A 19,400-nucleotide genomic window follows, 5' to 3' on the forward strand; every position below is an offset into this window, starting at 1 on the left:
ATATTTCAAAATATTTGAATGAAGCGGTGGCTAACATTTGGAAAGATGAGAATCGCAGGCTGCGTAGTGTAAACAATGAAACTCTCTCCGGGACGAAATTCCTATGGTTAACGAACCAAGAAAATTATTCTGATAAGCAAAAGGAAGCTTTCAATTCTCTTAAACTAAATCTGTATAAAGTCGGGAAAGGATGGCAGATAAAAGAAGCCTTTCGTTATTTTTGGTCTTACAGCTATAAAGGTAATGCGGAAAAGTTTTTCAAACGTTGGTATTTTTGGGCTACTCATTCTAAACTTAAACCTATTATTAAAGTCGCTAAGATGCTTTATAAAAACATTAAATATATCCTTACCTACTTCGCTCATCGAATCACAAACGCTGGTTCGGAAAGTATTAATTCAAGTATTCAGAAAATTAAATCGAATGCAAGAGGCTTCAGAAATTTCGATTTCTTCCGCGTCGCTATTCTCTTTCATTTAGGCGGTTTGGACGTTTACCCATGATTTTTCCTGAAGGGCCTTAAATGTATAGTAATTTTTAAAATACGACGCAAGCGAACCCATAGCTTCGCCCCGTAAGTCACATAAATTTTGAAAAAAGTAATATTCGATAGTATACGGTCAAGGAAATTCCGATAGCTTCATCTTTGTTGTTCTTTTTACAATTTTTTTGCATCAACACGTTACCTAACACTCTCAATTTGCCAGAATTTGATCGGAAATATATTTCAACTTATCAAGATATTGTAATTTCAAACATTCTTTAAAAGTAATATGTCATTTCTTTTCCCGACCCAATGATGAGTGCTGCCAGGCGGTAATAGAGAGTAAAGCGGGCGGCGCGTTATTGGTCTTTTTACTCTAACTCCAAAAGTTCTAAATTGAATGAAATATTCCAAATAACTCTCTGATCACTCTTACAGTTCCATTCAAATTTTTTAAAGTTACTTGGGAATTTTTTGAATAGAATCAATCCGGAGATCAATTATTGACTTGTTTATAAAAATCCTTATTCCTTTTTATAAAATTAGAATTCGCTCCAAAATCTCAAAGAAATATGAAGGAGTTCCCACATCTTTCTAACTATATAATAAGATACCTAATATTTTGCATGGAATCAGTGTTTTGCGATAAAAATTAACGGTACTCAATTTTATAGAGATCAGTAAAACGTCTCGCTTCTACTGACGCTCGAAGAAACTAAAGTCTCACGCCGACCTATCGAACGACCCGTAGGGAGTGAGATTGAGTTCAGGAAGGCATTCATGAGTTTTTGGTTCGCGATTTTAGTTTGTTGATGAATTTTTTAATCTGCCCCTCATTATGCTTTATCTGTTGTTCTCTCACCAGTTCCTTAGAATTGCCCGTTAAATACGCGTACGAATCGTTTCTTTGTGGACATCCAATTCTATATATACTTTTCTTTTCACTTTAGTTCCTTCTGTTGGTTTTCTTGTTTTGTGGTAAATGCTTGATCTAACGCACGGTTTTCAAGCCCAGAAGGTGCGCCATATTGTCTAAAAAAAATCCAAAATTACGCTCCGTTCGATTCTTACCGGGAACCGTTATCGGTGAGGAAGAAAATTTTCCTCGTAACAGGAGTACAAAGAATGAAAAATTTAGCGCATATCATTTTGGACGGAAATCTTACTGCCGATCCGGAAATCAAAACCTTGAACAGCGGTAAGAGCGTCGCCACTTTCACTCTGGCGGTCAATCACGACTATAAATCCACGCCGGAAGAACCGGGCGAGGTTTCCTTTGTCGAGATAGAATTATGGGATCGTCAAGCCGTGAACGCGCACGAATATCTCAAGAAAGGAAAAAAGGCAACAGTGATCGGAGAACTTCGTCAGGATCGATGGAAGGCGCAGGACGGAAGCAATCGAAGTAAACTGAAAGTAATCGGACACACGGTTCGGTTCGACGGTTTACCCGGAAGAAGGGAAAGAGAAGCCGCTTAAACCTTTTCCAGGGGAGAATCGTAAAATTCTCCCCTGGAGTCTAAAACTATATTCAATAAATATAATTTATATTTCGAGAATTCTTTAGGTGGAATATCCGTCGGCAGGCGTAAATTCAACTCCTTGGAGATCCGAAGACTCTAAAATTTGTCTGAGCGAATCCGATATCAATACGAGTGTTATTCTTCTTTGTAACCGAAAGATCGGAAGATCATTTGTTTTCGATTCGTCGATATGGAGACTGTGAATTTCACGGATCTTATCCGGAAAAGCGGCTCTCATCGTAAGTTTGCTTCGGGAGAAGTCGATACAATCCGCAACTCCGATGATATTTGCAACGAAGAAATCGGTACGATAGCTTTTATGTTGAGAATCGTAGATCCTAACCGGTATATATTGTATGTTCTTGATTCCGGCTGCATCTAAAGTATCCTTAAATTTTTTAGAGATGACTAATCCAGGAAGACCGGTTATGACAAAATCGCCGAGTTCCCCTTGATCTTCGGGACGCATCGTAAAATCGATGGATTCAGGAGGATTGGAGAATTGAATTCCTTCGTCGAAATTCGTTTGTTTCTGCATCTCAGGTCTTTGGAGAGAACGCGCTTCCCTTACGCTAAAACTTTTGTATTGAAGAACGAAATACAATTTTATATCTCCTTTGAATTAAATCGGAACATTCTTCCAACGTCTCCAAAAGACGGAAGCCGGAAACGCGATCAAATACATAATAAATCCGTAAAGTAAAATTGTAATCAAAACTTTGGGATCCCCTGACTGCTCCTGCGCGAGTAAAAGCGCGAGAGAAAGATTTCGAATTCCGCTTACGATTCCGATACTTCTTCTGTCCTCCGGTTTTTCCCGAAAAAGATAGAGCCCGCTTGTAAACGAAATTCCGATCAAAAGAAAAAGTACGATCCAGATCAAAATCCCGAATTCTAAAATTTCCAGTCCGTATTTGATTCCCAAATAAAGAATCGAAAATCCCAGAGATATATTACTGATTCTTAATAGAATGGGTAGGATTTTTCGAGAGAATTCTTCCTGTTTTCTTCGGATCCAAAGTCCGATTCCCAAGGGAAGTCCGAAGAAGAGCAATCCGATCCCGAGTAGTTTTGGAAGTGCAGAAAACGACTGTCCGATTTCCGAAAAGGAACTTCCCGAATAGAGTGTGATCAGCAAAGGCGCGGTAAACAGACTCGTAAAATTCAAAAGACTGAGCAATACGGCGCCCGTTCCCGGCGCTCCTTTTGCCTTGAGTATAAAAAGTCCGGCTGAAGCTCCTCCTCCCGAACAAGCGCAGAGAAAAATTCCGAGGCTGATCGCGGGCGAAAGCCCGAAAATTCTGCAAAGTAAGAATGCGATGATCGGCAAAGAGATTAGGTTGAGAAAGCAAACTCCGAGACCGGTGAGCGCGGTTTTCGAGATCGAACTCAATTGTTCCGGAATCAATTCCAATCCGAGAGAACTCATAGAGGATAGGGCCAATAGGATTAGGGCGACTTCTAACATGGATTTTTTGTAGGATTTTCGGGTTTTGTAAGAATACAATCAAAGATGTTGTTTGCACGTAAAGTTTAATCCCGAGAACCCAATCCTCGCCGCCGGAAACGTTGGAGTTCCCACTTTTCAACTGGCTAGGAGTTAGTGATTAGGCGTTAGGGCTTTACATCTTTATTCATTACGGCGCGAAAAGATCCGAGTTACCGTTCTCTGAAAAACCTAGGAGTTCCTAGCTTTTAAGAACGAACTCAATTTGAACAAGTGTCTTCAATTGTGACGCGGAAAAGATTCGGGTTTACAGTTCGGCGGAAAACGCAGGTCTTTCCGCACAATCTGAGGATCGTTTGGTGGGATGTGTTCCTATTTCATAATCAAAAAAACAAGTAATCCGACAACGATCACCACACCCGCGACGATGATGATTCCCAGAGAACCGCCGCCTCCGGAGTCCGATTTAGATGCGGGAGCCGAACTTGACGTTTTACTTTTGACTTTTGCAAGTCGAACGGGACGTTCTTCGAAAGCTTGTAATAGAACACCGGAAGGTCCTTTTGCAAAGATATGATATTCTCCCTTTCCGGTAGCGATTCCGATAAATTCCCCGACAACGTTTTTGAGGTTTCCGTCTTCGTCAATACCACCCAGGGTTTTAGCCATAGCCTTCTCATCCATGGTTCCGGTCGGTAACTGAAAATAAAGTCTGTCCCCTTCCGTTAACTCGTCGAAATCCACACCCCCAACCGGAGCAAGAACCGTTTTGGAAAGGATAACTCTTCCGAAAGGTTTACGAAACTGTTCGATTTGTCTTTGTACGGGAGTTTTTTCTTGGCTTTCGGGCACTTGACCGATGGAAGGTTCTTCCACGGGTCGATTGACGGAAGGAAGAATCCCCGTAAAAACGTTCTTTGCTCTGAATTTCAAACTGGACAGAAATTCTGCATCGGCCTGAATCCGAACAATATTCACTTTTAATGATGTTTTAATTTGATTCTCTAAGATATTCACGAGACTCGAAGCGTCGTTTTTATCCCAATTTGTGTAGGAAGATTCGAGTACCGCCTTAGTCAGTTTGGAATATACGATTCTTCCGATACTGTCGGAAAGTCCGGGATCGAACGGTTCCGACTTTGCCGCTTCCACCATGTCCAATGCAAACGCGGCGGAATCCTCAAAACTTCGGATCTTACGAATCAATGATGAGTTTGAAAACAGGGAAAAAATTTCGATGACTTCGTTCTTATATTTGCTGACCAAAGCGATCACCGCGCCGCTTCTGTTCTCGATATCGATTCTGATTTTTAAAAGGTAAGCGTCCCTTATCTTTCCTTGAATCAATTCCACTGCTTGTTCTTCCGTCAGTACGGATTCAAGAGCGAGATTCATAAGATTCGCTTGTTCCTGCAATTTATTGACTTGATTACTCGGTTCCATTCATCCTCGTTCTACACGCTAGAAGCGAAATTTTGTTCCCTGGCGAACTTTAGCCTTCTAGGAATGTAATCCTTTTTGAGCGGGATTTCGACTCTAGCAACAGTTTGCGAAACCCCTTTCTTACTGTAAATCGTAAACAAGTGTCTGTCAAATCCGCTCTGAGCCACCAGAATTTCCACCATCGTGATTCCAAGCCCCGCTCCTTCCGTGGAATCTCCGAATTTCATAAAAAATTCAAAAAGATTGTCGAAGTCTCTCGAAATTCGGAACTTTTCCCGCACTCTCTTTTCCTCCTGATCGGTGAGTTGAAAATTGTTCAGAACCTTCAAAATGATTCGATCCTCATTGAAATAAAAGGTGACTTTGATCGAAAGATCGTGTTCCTTCATCTTCTCCCTGTAAAACGGAAACTTTTTGTCGCTTAAGCTATTATGAAAGGATTCCATTCCTCGAATATAATCCTCCGCGGATTCTATATCCAATTTCGATTCCTTAAATAAGATTCGTTTAATCGCGGCCTTTGTCGCATTAACGATCAGTTCCTTGGCGGAAGTATATAGAAGTTCGGAGAGATCCATACGATTGTACCGAGTTAGAATTCCGTGAATGATGTATCTCAGTTTTTTCTCACCGCTTTGGGTAAGTACATACGTGATTAGGGAAATGGGGGTTTCTTTTGAAATTGCGGAATCGACTTCCATTTGAAAATCGGCCGATAGATCGTGAAAATCCCCCATGAATTAGAGATATGACGAAAAACTTACTATTTTCGATGAAAAAAAAAGATTTTTAAAAAAAAGTCTTAAAAAAATCCGAGCTCGGTATAACCGATGCGAAAGCGATTGTCGCGGAATCAACAAATTGGCAATAACGAAAGAATTTCGATTTTCGGATGATTCATCAATTTGTTGATTAGAGCAGAAAGCGCGGTCCAGCCCCATTTTTTCTTACGGAAAAAAATGGGGCTGGATTCGCCCAATCTTTTTTACATAGAACTCAAGTTAAAAACGTAGAAGCTGGGTTTGTTTCCAAATGTTTGAGCGGAAACCCCGCAAGGCAGCCGAAGTTTTTAAGAAATTTATTTCAGAAGTAACAATTCTCGAATTAAACCGACGACCTTTTCCGTTTTCGGTTCGATTTTATGAATGGAATTTACGATTTTTGAATCCGTTCCGGGGATTTCTCCTCCGTGAAATTTCAACTTGAATTCGGTGAATTTCAGTCCGTGAGCGGTCGAAATGACGACCACATTTTCACCTTTTGCGATCGTTCCTTTTTTGACGAGTTTATTCAGAGCCGCCAGCGCCACTCCCGTATGCGGATCATTGTATAAACCGAATCGGTCCGCTTTGGCCGCAGCATCGGCTAACTCCGATTCGGCGGCTTGCTCCACGACTCCGTTAAACTTCTTGAGAGTTTTGATCGCCTTTTGGACGGAAACCGGATTTCCGATTTGAATCGCGGATGCAAGAGTAGTCTTAGCGACGACGGGTTCGAAACTTTCAAAATTCCTTAAGTAAGAAAGATACAACGGGTTTGCGTGTTCGGCTTGAGCCAAAACGATCCTTGGAAGTTTATCGATGAGCCCCAAAGAAAACATCATCTCGAACCCCGCGCCCAAAGCGGATACGTTTCCGAGATTTCCTCCCGGAATTACGATCCAATCCGGAACCTTCCATTCCAACTGTTGAGTGATCTCAACCGAGATCGTTTTTTGTCCTTCGATCCGCAAAGAGTTCATCGAGTTTGCGAGATAAATCCCCGCTTCCCGAGTCACTTCTTTGACGATCTGCATACATCCGTCAAAGTCCGTATCGAGGGCTATGACCTTGGCCCCGTTCGATACGGGCTGAATGAGCTGAGCCTGCGAAACCTTTCCCGCCGGTAAGAAGATGATCGCGGGAATTCCCGCCTTTGCAGCGTAAGACGCAAGCGCCGCGGATGTATCTCCCGAACTCGCACACGCCACCGCGTGAATCGGAACTCCAGAGGAGATCATGTGTTTTACTTGAGATAATAAGACGGTCATTCCTAGGTCTTTGAATGAACCCGTGTGTGAGATCCCGCACTGTTTAACGTAAAAACTTCCGAGCCCGAGGCTTGCAGTCAATCGATCGGAACTAAAAAGATGAGTGAGTCCTTCTCCGGACGTTACGATATTCTTATCTTCGATGTGAGGAAGAACCCATTCTCTTTTGTTCCAGATTCCCGAAGAATTCGGAAACTTTACGGAACGAAAGCGTAAATCGAATTGATCCTTCCACTCTTGTCCCGATACCGTTTTCAGCGCATCCAAGTCGTGCGAAACTTGGAGAAGACTTCCGCATTTTTTACATTCGTAGACGATCTCGTTCAGATCGTATCGAGTTTTACAAGAGTCGTTAATACATTCAAATTCCGCTTTGTATCGGGTAAGAGTGGAGACCATATTTTAGATAGAATTCAAAATGTCCTTTTTTTTGGTATCAAATTCTTCCTGAGTGATCAAACCCCCGTCGAGAAGGGTCTTCAACTTGGCGAGTCTTGCGGTCGCGTCTTCCGCAGCAGGTTTAGCGCCGCCTTGATTTTGTCCCATCATGTTGGCCATCATTCCCGCCATGTTCATTCCCATTCCGAGACCCATTCCCGCACTCATTCCTTCTCCTGCGGAACCGCCCTGATTGCTCGCCGCCGCCTCGCCGATATCCAACATTCTTTTTTGCTGATACATATTTCCCATCGTATCGATTTCAAATTTATCGGTGAGGACTTTCTGGATTTTTTGAAAGTTAGGATCGTTCTGATCGAAGTTGATCGATTGAATGAAAAAGTCCACGACCTCGAGTCCGTATTTTTGAAAATCCGGCTGGATTTTGGTTTTACCGGCGGCGGAGGTTTCTTCCAAATGCTGGGAGATTTGAGTGATGGGAACCCCGTTTTTTAATACGACTTCGGAGATAAAATCGCTGAGTCTAGTCACGACCATCGGTTTGAGAAGTTTATCGACCCCGTCGTGATCGAATCGGTGTTGGGTTCCGACTACCGTGTTTACGAAAGACTTGGAGTCGATCACCTTTATATTATAATTTCCGAATGCTCTTAAACCCAAAGTGATATGATACTTCGGATCTTCGATTTGAATCGGGGCCGGAGTTCCCCAGGTCATGTTGATCACGGACTTGTTTACATAAACGATCTCCGCAGTAAACGGAGTTTGTCCGCCGAACGGTAAGTTTACGAGTTTTTCCAAAATCGGAATGTTTCCGGTCTTTAAACTATGCGTTCCGGGACCGAATACGTCGAGGGCCTTTCCTTCCTTAAAAAAAACCGCTTCCTGACTTTCGTTTACGATAAGTTGACCGAAATAACTGATATCGTTTCTTGGAAATTTCCAGACGATTTCTCCGGGTTGCCCTTCGTATTTGATTACATCAATCAATGCCATGATTTATTCCTTTATCGTTAATTAAAATTGTCGTATGTTATACGCGCGGGGTTCTTCGACAACGAGTAAGACCCGCCCGGAAATCTCAGAGTTTCGTGAACAATTCCTTTCTGGACCGAAACGCGTTTTCCAATCCGTCCAAAGCGGAACGGACGTCGCCGATTACATTTCGAACTTCTTGAACCGAAGAATCCGCGGTTACCTTGAGAGCCCGGATTTTGGATTCGATGATTTCCACTTCTTTGAATAGGGAAAAGTCGAATTCCGCAAGTTTTTCCAGTTCTTCGGCTGTCGCTTTGAAACCCGTTCCGAGTCCGCTCAGTCCGTATCCTGCGGATTGAATCGTATTGGTAAGTTTATCGATCAGTAAAACCGCAATCTCACTGCTTCCGATCAGCTCCAATTTTCTTGCGGCTACGAAAGTCTCTTCCAATCTCCGAACCGGTTCTTTGAGAAGGGAAACCTTGGAAGCAAGTTCTTTTCTCAATAGAGAATCCGCGTTCTGAAATTCGTGATCTTTGAGCGCGCTCGAATAAAGGGGAAGTTTTTCCATAAAACTTCGGATCTTTCCTCTTTCGGTTCGATAACGAGCGATCAAAGTTTTTACCGGCGTTTGTGAAAGAAATTGACCCAGTACATTTTGCCCTGTGGACGTTTCCTGCTGCATAACTTCAAGTTTTGCACGATTCTAAGATCGGATCAATGAAAAAACGGGTCTTCCAAGAATTCCTCAAAGCTCCGCTTTACGTTTTACATCCGAAGTTTTTCGAATCGTCTACAAAACGGTTTTTTATTCCGGTCGAAAGCAGATTGACCTAGGAGACAATCTCGATAAGTTGACTTCGATCCGGAACCTTCTTTTCCATAATACGATCGTTTCCTTTTACGTCAAACGTATCGAAAACGATCCGATTTAAAGTTCCGTTTTGATTCTTAGAATTTTGGATTTTACAAATCAATGATCTCGAAACTGAAAATTCCTCTCCTTCGATTCTTCCAAAACAAATATTTTTCCGTCGCGGCCGCGTTTTTATTTTCGTATTTTCTATACTTGACGATTCCTCCGAAATACCTCCTTTCAGCGGATCATTACGAAAAATTCATTTTAGGAAAATCGATCTATCTCAGCGCCTTTGGATCGTTAGACGTTTTTTATCCGGGATGGGACTTCGATCCGGAACTGAAGTTCAGTCTGCTCAAGATGTCGATCGTAAACGGCCATAAGATAATCGCCTTTCCGATTTCATTAGGAATTCTTTATGCGTTTGTTTTTCCTTTCGGAGGAGTTTACGGAATCTACTTCCTATCCGCGCTGTTGATCGGGCTCGTTTTGTTTCTGATCGGAAAGGAATTTGAAATTTCGTCCTCGCGGATTTTTTTATTTTCCGTTTTGTCGCCGGTCGTTATGAACGCTTATCTGTTCATGGACGTCGGAGTCGGACTCTTTCTTTTTGTGTCCGGAATCGTTCTCTATCAAAGATCCAAAAAAAATCGATCCATCCTTTCGGCCGTGATCGGGGGATTTTTATTGTCTCTCAGTTATTGGTTTAGATTGGAATATCTGATCTTTATCGGACTTTATTGGGCGTACGAGGGAATTCTTCTTTTTCCGTTCTCCAAAAAAGACGAAAGGGGAAAACAATTCTTTCTGACCTCGGCGGTTCTTTTACTTTTGTTCGGCGGTTATTGCGGATTCAATCAGTCGTTTTTTCATTCTCCCCTCGGTCCGAGATACGACGCAAACTACGGCTCCTCGGGCGCTTCCAAGCTATTTAAGAATTTTATAAATCTCTTATTTTATGGAAATCTTAAGCTCGGCCTTTTCGGGTACGCTCCGTTTTTATTCGTCGGCCTTTTGTCGTTTCTTTTTCCGTTCTCAAAAAACTGGAAAAGTCTTTCCGAAAAAGAAAAGCCGCTTTTATTTTCGTCCGTTTTGGGAATTTTTGCGGCCGCAAGTATGGCGCCTAACGACGGAGGCGCCGAATTCGGATCTCGTTATTTAACTCCGGGTCTTCCGGGATTGTTCGTTCTCGCATCGAGGGTTTTTTCGTTTTTGCAAACTAAAAAAATCGTCTGGAGAATTCCGTTCTACGCGCTCCTTGCGATTTCCATTTTGCCGACTTGGATCTATTACAAGACCACAAAGGGTTTTGCAAAAAACACGAAAGAAATTCAGGAATTCATCCGCAAAGAATCCGAGGAAGATCTGCTCGTTTTTCAGAACGGTTTGATCGGAGGAATGGCGGGCGAAGGTTTGTATTTTCAAGGAAGAGCTTATCAAGCCGTCGGAGTTCCGGAACTCTTGGAGCTGCTCAAAAAAATCTCAGCGTTTCGAAACGACAAATCGATTTCTTTTCAATACTTCGCCTATTCTAAGGAATACACGAAAGGAATGAAAAATTTGGAATACGATCCGAACACGAAAGAAGGAATGATCGATTATCTAAACCGATTCGATTCCGAGGCGATTTCCGAAATCAAATCCGTTGAAATCGTAAGCAAAAAGAATATCGGAAACGTCGAAATCCTCTACGGGATCTACCGAGAAAAATAAAATTACTTTAAGTTTTTATAATTTAAGAAAAAATAATTTACGTGTTTGAGTTTTTTGGATATCCGCAAGGTCGATTTTAATTTCCCCAAACCTCCGTTTCCAAAGTAATTTTCTCACAAGGATTGAATCAAAACGATGATACAAAAAATCAAAGAACAATGGGCCGTATGGATTCTGCTCCTTATCGTGCCTATTCTTCATATCCTGATCGGAACGGAAAACAGTTATATCGCCGATTCCGCCTTAAAAGCCATGCAAACCGATTCTTTGATTCAGAACGGTTTTCGAGCGGAAGAACTGAAATATCCGGCTCAGGAATTGGATCCGCATCACGAGGCTTTTTTTCTTCCGGGAACCGGATTTGCAAAAGAAATTCGCGGAAAATTTATCGGTCAATATCCGGTTGCGTTTTCCTTTTTCTCCTCATTGTTTCGATCGGCCGGGGTCACTTGGGAAAGGATGCCGATGTTCTTATCTTTTTTTATGATCCTCTCCCTCTATCTTCTTTCCAAAAGGATGCTGATAAGTCAAAGAACGATTTTACTCGGTTACGGGGGCACGATTCTTTTTGCATTGTGTTTGGATTTCAGCGAATACTCGATCTACTTTCTTTTCAATTCTTTCGGTTTTTCCCGGTGGCTTAGTTATCGGGATTCGAAAAAACCCCGGGATCTTTATTTCGCTTTAATCGCCTGTTCGATCCCGATTTGGCTGCGGTTGGAAGCGCTGCTTTTTTTAGGAAGTTTAGTACTTTCTGAAATTATAATATCGAGGCGGAATATAAGACTCTTAGCGGGAGGTTTGAATCCTTTTGCGATTTTATTCGCTCTTACTCCGGCGTTTCTGTTTTTTCTTTGGAATATTTGGGATTACGGACACATATTGGGGGTAAGATTCATTTTCAATTACGGAAACGATAGCGCCTCGCTTTTGGATAGGGTTCTTCGATTTTTTTCGATCGCATTTGTAAACTACGTGGACGGCATTCCGAAGTTCGGATTATTTTTCTGTTCCTCCTTTTTATTACTGCCGATTGTATATTACGTTTTTTTTAAAAATGAAAGAAACGAAAGGATCGACTTCCTCCTTAGCGTAATCGGTTTTAATACGGCCTTAGTCGGAATTCTGGCGCCGAACGACGGTATTACGATTACCGGCAGATATCTTATACTCGTCATCATTCCCTTATTGATTCTTTGGGAGGAATGGAAACCGCACGCTTCCAAAGTTTGGAAAATTCTTTCGGTCTCTCTGGTCGTTTTTTCTTTTTTGATATCGGGTTTAATTTTAAAAATCATACAACACGCCGATAAGCAGGAAAAAATCTATCGGGATTTTTTCGCCCGAAACGAAACTTCTCTTTGGATTTTTACGGACCCGATCCTTTGCGGACACGCCGGATCGGATCATCTTTCCAGAAGGATTTTATGTTTAAATTCCGAAACGAATTTAGATCGGATCGTAAAAAATCTCGGATCGGAACCTTCGATTTCTTCATTAGCTATTTTTGAAATGAACGAAAAAGAATTCAAAAATTTTGAGCACAAGGTACCGATGATTTTACCGTCGGAATCGAAAGCGATTCTGGAAAAAAAACTGAATCTAAAATTTAAGAAAGAAAAGCACGTTACTAACTTTAAGGGAGTCGTTGCCACTCGTTATGATAAACGTCTTCCATCGAATCCCGAATGAAAGTTCGAAAAGAAAAATCGGGTTCTTTAAAGGATTCTTTTTACGAACGTATCTTTTGAAAGTGACAAATTAGGGTTCGTCAGGATGATTTGTAGGACTGCGATTCTAAGCGACATTAAATTCAAAAAACGTAACATAACGTTTAATTTGTATGGGGATTTATCGAAAGGATTTCTCTTTTGTCGCAACGGATCGTATTACTTGGAACGAAATCTTACGGCTTGGGGCCTTTTTTGCAGTGGAAAACTTAAAATTTGCCTAAGCCTTGTTTTCTTTCCTTTTGAACCAGGAAGTTGAAAGTAGTCGAATTGTGAAAATTTTTAGGACAAGCTCTGATTTATATATGCAATGAAACTTAAGAACCTTAACGAAGAATTTAAACGCCTCGCCTTACGATTTCTAATCCGTTCGTTTTTTGCAGTCCTTTCGGCGGGAATTTTTTTTTATGCCGTGTATTATACGATTCCCAAATCCTCTTTCGCTTCCGACAGTCTCGTTAAAATTCTTCAGGCGAAAGGTTGGATTGAATCGGATTTTCAATCACAAGAAGTTTACTACTTAGGGAAGCGGTTGGATTCCGATTTTAATTTCCTTTTCGTTCAAACGATCGATTCTCCTCAAGGCGATAAGATCGCAGCGTTCCCTTTTGCAAATACTCTGATCACCGTTCCTTTTGTTTGGATCGGACATCCGGAATGGATTTTATATTTATCGGCGCTTCTATTCGGTTTATATACGATCGTTTTATACGGAATTTCAAAACGAACTTTGATACCGATCGTCGCGGCGATCGGAACTCCTTTGTTTCATCATTTTATTTCTTTTTCGGACGTTGCGGTTGCGGCTACTCTGGTTCTATCGGGAATTTTGATTCTTTACGACGACAATCCCATTTTTTCCGAAAATCGTTTTTCTCATACGATTCTTTCCGGGGTTTTGTTCGGTCTTGCCTGTTGGTATAGACCGGAGATTTTGATTTTAGTCGTATGTTTGGTATGTTCGACGTTCACGATCGGACTATTTTCTAAAGAGGGATATTCTCGCGGGAAACTAAAACGGATCTTTTCGTTTTCCTTCGGCTTTGCGTTGTCATTTTCCATATTTGTACTTTATAATTATATAAATTACGATTCCATTTTGGGCCCAAGGATCTCCTCGAACGACACAATCGCGGACCTAGACGTTGTCATCAAAATTTCGAACATTCGAAGTTTGCTTTTTGCGGGAAACGGTCGTTTGGGCTTGTTGGGTTATTGTCCTTGGTATTTTTTTATCGTTCTATTCGGTATTTGGAAATGGAAAAAAACAAACGAGAACGTTAAAATTTGGATTCTTACTTTCGGTTCGAATCTGATTTTAGTGAGTATTCTGACTCCGAACGATTCCAATATCGACTGGGGTTCCCGATATTTGACTTGTAGCGTTTTTATCCCACTATTGCTTTTGAACGAGATAAAAATTCCGAACAATCCGAAGAATATTTACGAGTTGTTTCAAAACACGAATTTTCTATCGCAAAAAGTTTCGGAACCGAAAGATACGATGCCGATCGGGCGACTTAAAGAGAATCAGATACGAAGTTGGTTCGGAAATAAGAATTATAAAAATATAATATTCTTGGCTTTCGGAGTTCTAATCGTATATTCTCTCAACGTAAACTTACGAGTCATCAAACTGATGAGAAGAATTTCAGTCCAACTCGCGCATATTCAATCGGAAATTCCCTGGGATTCGTCAAAGGTTTTCGTCACTCGAAAGCTCAATATCGCCAATACGTTCGGACTCAATTATCTTTCTCAAACGATTCTTTTGATCAAGGATCCGAAAGATTTGGCGCGAATTCTCCGATCACATCCCGGCGAAAAGTTTGTCCTGATCGAAGATCAGTGGGATAAGTCCTTATCCGAGTTCGTTAAAAATAAATTTGCCGGTAAAATGAAAATCACCAAGATTAAGAACGTTCACGGTCTTTTACGATTTACAGAAATCCAATCTCCATAACGGACTTTTTCGATTTGCCACCTTAAATATGACTCGAAAGAATGTATTAGGGTCTTATGAAAAATCTCGTAATGAAAGAGAATATAAGAAAATACTCACGTATTATTCTTCCCGTTTTTCTTTCTTTGTTTACGATTCTTTTGATACGGATTTTTTTATTTCAAATTTACTTCATTTCGGGCTACTCAATGGCTCCTTCTTATAAGGAAGGGGATTTAATTTTAGTCACAAAACTCGGTTTTCCGGCCCGCATCGGAAAATGGGAAATTTCTTTCCTTGAAGGTCGGGTAAATCGTTTCGAAGTTCTCGTTTTGGACGGGCTTGAGGAAGAGTTGAGTTTGAAAAGAGTCGTCGGACTTCCAGGGGATTATTTCCGTTTTGAAAACGATCGAGTTCTAATCAACGACGGACCTCTTCAAGAAACGTTCTTAAAACCGGGTTTTAAAACAATCGCACCTTCTCTTTCGATGATTCCGATGACCGCGATCAAAGGTAACGTTCCGATCGGAGACGCGGGTAGAATTCCTCCCGGTTACTTTTTAGTGTTAGGCGATAACCGAGAGAACTCGACGGATTCAAGGAATTACGGCCTCGTTCCGTTTCAAAAATTGAGAGGGAAAGTTTGGATCTTTTTATGAGCGAAACTAAAGTGCTACCGCTTTCTATGGATCGCAGCGCCAGGGACGGAACCCGGATCGCGCTCCATAGGAAGCGTTCTGCCTAAGTTACCAAGGCGAAAGCCCTCTATATGTCAAAACTTTGAATATTCAAATATTAGAAAATTATTGTAAGTTACGGCTTTAAAATTCCAAAATCAGCCGGACCCTTTCCTCCAAACCGCGTACTCGATCCAAGTATAAAGCCTCCACGGAACAGGCGAGAATCAAGCTGTGTAAAAGATCCACACAAAGGGAAAGTTTTTCTTCTTTCATTTGAACCTTTTCGTTCCTTTGAAAAGCGACCTCGAGTAATTTTCTATATTGGCTTCCGTATTTTTCGCTGTATTCGTTTTGTAAATTTACGGGAGCCGAATAAATCAGACTGAAAGGCAATCTTGCTCTATCAGGATAGGTTTTTGCGATTTCGGCGACCGCCTTGAAGATGGAAATTACTTCTACGTGCAGACCTTGATCTCGAACGACTTTCCTTCTGATCTCGTTGAGAATGAGTAGGTGAGTGGCAATCAAAGCTTTTCTAAAAAGATTTTCTTTGGAATGAAAATGGTGATAAATACTGGGTTGTTCTAAGCCGCATTCTTTACTGATTTCTCTCAAGGACGTTCCGTGAAAACCTCTTCGTGAAAACGCAATCGCCGCTCCTTCTAAAATTCTTTCACGCGAATTTTTATAGTCTCTATTTAGGGGATATAGAGGACTTCCGTCTTTTCTTAACACTTTTTCGCTAACTCCGGAATTACGGACCTCCATTTGCGGAACGGTCCTAAAACCTTTTTCAAATATTTTAATATTCTATCATTCAAACGTCAAAATTCTTTTTTAAAAACCTCAAAATAATTTCTAGTCTCGTTCGGAATGATGGAAGGATAAGGTCCGAAGCCAGGATTATTTTGATTGGGATTATATTGGCGTTTATCGTCTTTTTTATTTTTGTCGGATTGATAACTTACCAAGGTGCTGAATAAAAGTTCGAAATTGGCAACGTTTAAAGTAGAATCTTCTAAAGTGATTTCGACTAAAAAATGATTGCCCGAACTAGTATAATCGAACTCGTAAAAGAAAACCGGATCGGCATACGCCGAAAAAATAGCCGCGATCTTTTTATCTTTTTTATCACTTCTATAAATTTGAACCAGAAAAGAATGAGCGGAGTCGTCGTGCGCCAAGCCGATTCCCAATTTATATTTTTGAATTCCTTCTTCTTGGATAAATGGAAGATGAATTTTATAAATAACAGAGTTGCCCTTGAAGACCGCGCCGTTGAATTGATGTTTTTTGTCTATGCTGTATCCGGAATCCCGTAGATTTCTTCTGACTTCTTCCAAATAAAGCCTGAGTTCTCTTTTTCCTTCGACGGATTTTCCCGAGACGAAAGTCCCGGCGGGTGTTGTGTCCTGAGGAGTAAGGGAATTCGGAAGGTGGAAAATCGTCAAAAAGAGCATTAGGGGAAAAAATCCGATTGATTTGGAAATTGGTTCGTTCATTTGAATTCTCTTCTTCTGTAGTGTACTCAAGTGTTTACTTGATGAAAAGATTTTTTTATTCATTCATCTATCTTTTGTTTTTTTAGGATTCGCCGACAAATAAAATAGATATCATTTCGGCGGAATTCCATGAAATTTAAGTTTCTTCCTGTTTTTGTTATTTTGACTCTGGCCCAGTGTGTTTCTAATTCGAAATATGAATCTCTTCTAAAGTCCTATGAAGAGTCGAAATTGGAAAACCAAAGAATTCTCGGAGAAAAAGGGGATCTTTCCCGTTCTTTGGACGAATTAAAACGAATTCAAGAAGAATCGGAGCAAAGAATTCAGGAATACAGAGGATTAATGTCGGCTTTTCGATCCTTGATCGACGCGGGTAAACTTAAAATTAAGATTATAGACGGAAGGATGGTCGTAGTTCTTTCCTCGGACATTCTCTTTCCGGTGGGTTCCGCATTCTTATCACCTGCGGGAACTGCGGCGATTCGGGAAGTGACCGTCTTACTCGCTTCTTTGGAAGGAAAACGTTTTCAAATAGAAGGGCATACCGATGATACTCCGACGGGTATCAAAGGTTATACGAATTGGGAATTGGCTTCTTCAAGAGCGCTTAACGTTCTTCACACGATGATTAAGGCCGGGATGCCCGAAGTGAGAATCAGCGCCGCGAGTATGGGAGCCTCCAGACCGGCGCTTCCGAATACATCCCCCGAAAATCGTTCCGCAAATCGAAGAATCGAGATCGTAATCGTTCCGGATCTGAGTAATCTTCCCGGAATGGAAGAGTTGAAAAAATATTCCAATTAATTTTTCCGGAATATTCTTAAAATTGAATTTTAGGTGAAGATATAAGCCCAATAAATCAATAAAAGTTGAAGGGGGAGCCTTAAAAGTAAGGCCCATTTCGGAGGGTCGGTTTTTCTTCTGGACCGATAATGATATAAGTTTGCCGGAAACACGGCGATCAATAAAAGGATTATCCCCCAAGCTCCGAGTTGTCTCGTTTCTGAAAACAATAACATCGCTCCGAGCCCTATTTCGATTACACCGCTAAGATAAACTATAAATTCAGGATAAGGAATGTAAGGGGGCATAATTCTCAGATAAAATCTTGGTAATACGAAATGGAGTATTCCCGCTACAATATATAAGATCGCCATCGTATAAAGGCTGATGATTTTTAAGTCCGGCATAAATTTTCCTTTTTATAATATAAAACTAAGCTTAAGCGGTCGTTCCAATATCTCAAAGCGTTCTCTTTTCACTTCTTCGCAATCGATTTTTCTGCTTTCTAATCTTAACCTGAAAGCCGGAGATACGAAGGGAACTCATATGTTTTCTACGTAATTCTTCCTTTCTAAAAACTTCCTTTTTGTTTAGGAAACGATTTGAAATTGAATTCATAGGCAGACCTCGAATTAACTCGGTCATCATAGGAAAACTTGAAAATGTACAAGAAAAAAATCTTTTGGAAAAATTTTTTATAACGGTCCTAAAACCCGTCGGGCACTTGAAACGCGGGAACTCCTACGCTTTTCTTTTCGAGTTTTGGGACAAGTTCTTAGGAAATTGAAATTCGGAATACGTTTTTGGCGTAGAAAAACAATCTTCTCATGAAGTTTAAGATAATTTAACCCGCATTAAATTAGAAAAATCTAATTTTCTTCGATTTCATTCCGTATGTCTTGAGGGAGCCAATTCCAAACGACATCATAATAAAGTTCTTTTACCGCGGTATAATTCTCTCTTACAAACTTTTCAACGATTCAATTTTATATATTTTGAAAATCAAAAATTTATTTCCTGAGTCCCTTCAGATAGGAGATCAATTCCGGAGAAACTTGAATCGGTCTTTTTCTATAAGTTTTTTTGTATTCTTTCTTAAATTCTTTGTGACAGGATTTGCAGGATTGTTCGTAGTCTTTCGTCTTTAAGGCTTCCTGAGATATTTCGGTCCACTTGGCTTTTTGTTCTTCGAGTGCGAAGTCCGGAATTGTCGTTAGGATTTTTTCGATGTATTCCGGTTTTCCTTTTTTTGCCGCTTTGACTGCGGCTTTCGCGTAATCTTCCATAAAGTCGTGAACCGTCGTTTCGATTTTTCTTTCCGGTTCGGCCAAGAGCGGAACGGTTATAAGGGTGGAGAACACGCAGACAATTGCCGCTAAAAGGGTGATTGTTTTTTTCATTCAAATCCTCGAGTAGATATCCGAGATTGTAAGAGTTCCCACGTTCCAGGAGTCGGTGGATAGGTATTAGATGTCAGGTTGACCTTGCATTACAATTGTAAATGATTCACCCTGACATCTAAAACGCGGGAACTCTTCAATCTAGTTTGTGGAAATCAAATTCCATTCTTTCGGGAATTCTGTCAATCTTTGAAGAATTGAAAGTTCCGGCTCGGATCAAAACGAAATTTTAAATGACGTGAGTTCGTTGCGGAAGTTTGGGCGAATCCGGCCCAGTTTTTTCTTACGGCAAAACTGGACCGGACCGCGCTTTCTGCTCCAATCAACAAATTGATAGACCACTAAAAGAGAAATTTTTTCGTTATTCCAATTTGTTGATTCCGCTTCAATCGCTTTCGCATCGGTTTTACAGAACTTACTTTAAGTAACTGTTTGTTTTAAAGTTGTATAACGGCTCTACGAAGATCTTATCTTTGATAAGAACCAAC

At 40.9% G+C, this 19,400-nt stretch carries 18 protein-coding genes and 1 pseudogene; 7 read left to right on the top strand and 12 right to left on the bottom strand.

What is annotated here, in order from left to right:
• A partial coding sequence (locus LEP1GSC194_RS18120) for an ISL3 family transposase (protein ID WP_020774597.1) occupies positions 1–503 on the top strand: 503 nt, incomplete at its 5' end.
• 777 nt (positions 504–1,280) lie between these two features.
• On the opposite strand, the pseudogene LEP1GSC194_RS22765 reads toward LEP1GSC194_RS18120, so the two are convergent.
• Positions 1,281–1,429 (bottom strand): annotated as a pseudogene (locus LEP1GSC194_RS22765) (IS110 family transposase); the annotation flags it as partial.
• 180 nt (positions 1,430–1,609) lie between these two features.
• Between LEP1GSC194_RS22765 and LEP1GSC194_RS18125 the strand changes: the two are divergent.
• Positions 1,610–1,963 (top strand): single-stranded DNA-binding protein, encoded by a 354-nt coding sequence (locus LEP1GSC194_RS18125; RefSeq protein ID WP_020774988.1) that lies wholly within the window; start codon positions 1,610–1,612, stop codon positions 1,961–1,963.
• An 84-nt stretch (positions 1,964–2,047) separates the two neighbouring features.
• Here LEP1GSC194_RS18125 and LEP1GSC194_RS23290 read toward each other — a convergent pair whose 3' ends face one another.
• From LEP1GSC194_RS23290 to LEP1GSC194_RS18160, 7 genes are all read right to left on the bottom strand, one after another.
• Positions 2,048–2,611 (bottom strand): imm11 family protein, encoded by a 564-nt coding sequence (locus tag LEP1GSC194_RS23290; protein ID WP_017809612.1) that lies wholly within the window; start codon positions 2,609–2,611, stop codon positions 2,048–2,050.
• 18 nt (positions 2,612–2,629) lie between these two features.
• Complete coding sequence (locus tag LEP1GSC194_RS18135; protein WP_020774971.1) at positions 2,630–3,475, bottom strand: bile acid:sodium symporter family protein; 846 nt, start codon at positions 3,473–3,475, stop codon at positions 2,630–2,632.
• 351 nt (positions 3,476–3,826) lie between these two features.
• Positions 3,827–4,897 (bottom strand): LIC10486 family protein, encoded by a 1,071-nt coding sequence (locus tag LEP1GSC194_RS18140; RefSeq protein ID WP_036043731.1) that lies wholly within the window; start codon positions 4,895–4,897, stop codon positions 3,827–3,829.
• Between the two features lie 11 nt (positions 4,898–4,908).
• Complete coding sequence (locus LEP1GSC194_RS18145; protein ID WP_020774975.1) at positions 4,909–5,634, bottom strand: hypothetical protein; 726 nt, start codon at positions 5,632–5,634, stop codon at positions 4,909–4,911.
• Between the two features lie 341 nt (positions 5,635–5,975).
• On the bottom strand, positions 5,976–7,325 hold the full coding sequence (gene thrC / locus LEP1GSC194_RS18150; RefSeq protein WP_017809609.1) for a threonine synthase: 1,350 nt from the start codon (positions 7,323–7,325) through the stop codon (positions 5,976–5,978).
• A 3-nt stretch (positions 7,326–7,328) separates the two neighbouring features.
• Positions 7,329–8,321, bottom strand: coding sequence for an SPFH domain-containing protein (locus LEP1GSC194_RS18155; protein WP_020774983.1), 993 nt, complete (start codon positions 8,319–8,321; stop codon positions 7,329–7,331).
• 85 nt (positions 8,322–8,406) lie between these two features.
• Positions 8,407–8,988: an LIMLP_15305 family protein gene (locus LEP1GSC194_RS18160; RefSeq protein WP_020774964.1), complete on the bottom strand. Its 582-nt coding sequence runs from the start codon at positions 8,986–8,988 to the stop codon at positions 8,407–8,409.
• Positions 8,989–9,279: 291 nt separating this feature from the next.
• Here LEP1GSC194_RS18160 and LEP1GSC194_RS18165 point away from each other — a divergent pair, with 291 nt between their 5' ends.
• From LEP1GSC194_RS18165 to lepB, 4 genes are all read left to right on the top strand, one after another.
• A complete protein-coding gene (locus LEP1GSC194_RS18165) occupies positions 9,280–10,875 on the top strand; it encodes an LA_3751/LA_3752 family putative glycosyltransferase (protein WP_020774968.1) in 1,596 nt (531 codons plus the stop codon).
• A gap of 135 nt (positions 10,876–11,010) precedes the next feature.
• Complete coding sequence (locus LEP1GSC194_RS18170) at positions 11,011–12,567, top strand: LA_3751/LA_3752 family putative glycosyltransferase (protein WP_020774966.1); 1,557 nt, start codon at positions 11,011–11,013, stop codon at positions 12,565–12,567.
• A 348-nt stretch (positions 12,568–12,915) separates the two neighbouring features.
• Positions 12,916–14,568: an LA_3751/LA_3752 family putative glycosyltransferase gene (locus tag LEP1GSC194_RS18175; RefSeq protein WP_020774982.1), complete on the top strand. Its 1,653-nt coding sequence runs from the start codon at positions 12,916–12,918 to the stop codon at positions 14,566–14,568.
• A gap of 71 nt (positions 14,569–14,639) precedes the next feature.
• Entirely contained in the window at positions 14,640–15,206 is a 567-nt protein-coding gene (gene lepB, locus LEP1GSC194_RS18180) for a signal peptidase I (protein ID WP_036043740.1), read from the top strand.
• A 162-nt stretch (positions 15,207–15,368) separates the two neighbouring features.
• Here lepB and LEP1GSC194_RS18185 read toward each other — a convergent pair whose 3' ends face one another.
• Both LEP1GSC194_RS18185 and LEP1GSC194_RS18190 read right to left on the bottom strand, forming a co-directional pair.
• Complete coding sequence (locus LEP1GSC194_RS18185; protein WP_036043742.1) at positions 15,369–15,962, bottom strand: TetR/AcrR family transcriptional regulator; 594 nt, start codon at positions 15,960–15,962, stop codon at positions 15,369–15,371.
• A gap of 89 nt (positions 15,963–16,051) precedes the next feature.
• Positions 16,052–16,729 (bottom strand): hypothetical protein, encoded by a 678-nt coding sequence (locus tag LEP1GSC194_RS18190; RefSeq protein WP_020774991.1) that lies wholly within the window; start codon positions 16,727–16,729, stop codon positions 16,052–16,054.
• Between the two features lie 129 nt (positions 16,730–16,858).
• Between LEP1GSC194_RS18190 and LEP1GSC194_RS18195 the strand changes: the two genes are divergently transcribed.
• Positions 16,859–17,533, top strand: a complete 675-nt coding sequence (locus LEP1GSC194_RS18195) for an OmpA/MotB family protein (protein ID WP_020774957.1) — start codon at positions 16,859–16,861, stop codon at positions 17,531–17,533.
• Between the two features lie 29 nt (positions 17,534–17,562).
• Here the strand turns inward: LEP1GSC194_RS18195 and LEP1GSC194_RS18200 are convergent, their stop codons facing one another.
• Complete coding sequence (locus LEP1GSC194_RS18200) at positions 17,563–17,919, bottom strand: DoxX family protein (RefSeq protein ID WP_020774981.1); 357 nt, start codon at positions 17,917–17,919, stop codon at positions 17,563–17,565.
• 603 nt (positions 17,920–18,522) lie between these two features.
• Entirely contained in the window at positions 18,523–18,912 is a 390-nt protein-coding gene (locus LEP1GSC194_RS18205) for a hypothetical protein (RefSeq protein WP_020774953.1), read from the bottom strand.
• Positions 18,913–19,400: the final 488 nt, after the last annotated feature.

It is taken from the genome of Leptospira alstonii serovar Sichuan str. 79601, from assembly GCF_000347175.1.
GTDB classification, from domain to species: domain Bacteria; phylum Spirochaetota; class Leptospiria; order Leptospirales; family Leptospiraceae; genus Leptospira; species Leptospira alstonii.

What these genes read in the sequence shown, in the direction of transcription:
- LEP1GSC194_RS18125 (WP_020774988.1), top strand. Translation starts at nt 1,610, where the DNA reads ATGAAAAATTTAGCGCATATCATTTTGGACGGAAATCTTACTGCCGAT.
- LEP1GSC194_RS18135 (WP_020774971.1), bottom strand. Translation starts at nt 3,475, where the DNA reads ATGTTAGAAGTCGCCCTAATCCTATTGGCCCTATCCTCTATGAGTTCT.
- LEP1GSC194_RS18140 (WP_036043731.1), bottom strand. Translation starts at nt 4,897, where the DNA reads ATGGAACCGAGTAATCAAGTCAATAAATTGCAGGAACAAGCGAATCTT.
- LEP1GSC194_RS18145 (WP_020774975.1), bottom strand. Translation starts at nt 5,634, where the DNA reads ATGGGGGATTTTCACGATCTATCGGCCGATTTTCAAATGGAAGTCGAT.
- thrC (WP_017809609.1), bottom strand. Translation starts at nt 7,325, where the DNA reads ATGGTCTCCACTCTTACCCGATACAAAGCGGAATTTGAATGTATTAAC.
- LEP1GSC194_RS18155 (WP_020774983.1), bottom strand. Translation starts at nt 8,321, where the DNA reads ATGGCATTGATTGATGTAATCAAATACGAAGGGCAACCCGGAGAAATC.
- LEP1GSC194_RS18160 (WP_020774964.1), bottom strand. Translation starts at nt 8,988, where the DNA reads ATGCAGCAGGAAACGTCCACAGGGCAAAATGTACTGGGTCAATTTCTT.
- LEP1GSC194_RS18165 (WP_020774968.1), top strand. Translation starts at nt 9,280, where the DNA reads ATGATCTCGAAACTGAAAATTCCTCTCCTTCGATTCTTCCAAAACAAA.
- LEP1GSC194_RS18170 (WP_020774966.1), top strand. Translation starts at nt 11,011, where the DNA reads ATGATACAAAAAATCAAAGAACAATGGGCCGTATGGATTCTGCTCCTT.
- LEP1GSC194_RS18175 (WP_020774982.1), top strand. Translation starts at nt 12,916, where the DNA reads ATGAAACTTAAGAACCTTAACGAAGAATTTAAACGCCTCGCCTTACGA.
- lepB (WP_036043740.1), top strand. Translation starts at nt 14,640, where the DNA reads ATGAAAGAGAATATAAGAAAATACTCACGTATTATTCTTCCCGTTTTT.
- LEP1GSC194_RS18190 (WP_020774991.1), bottom strand. Translation starts at nt 16,729, where the DNA reads ATGAACGAACCAATTTCCAAATCAATCGGATTTTTTCCCCTAATGCTC.
- LEP1GSC194_RS18195 (WP_020774957.1), top strand. Translation starts at nt 16,859, where the DNA reads ATGAAATTTAAGTTTCTTCCTGTTTTTGTTATTTTGACTCTGGCCCAG.
- LEP1GSC194_RS18200 (WP_020774981.1), bottom strand. Translation starts at nt 17,919, where the DNA reads ATGCCGGACTTAAAAATCATCAGCCTTTATACGATGGCGATCTTATAT.
- LEP1GSC194_RS18205 (WP_020774953.1), bottom strand. Translation starts at nt 18,912, where the DNA reads ATGAAAAAAACAATCACCCTTTTAGCGGCAATTGTCTGCGTGTTCTCC.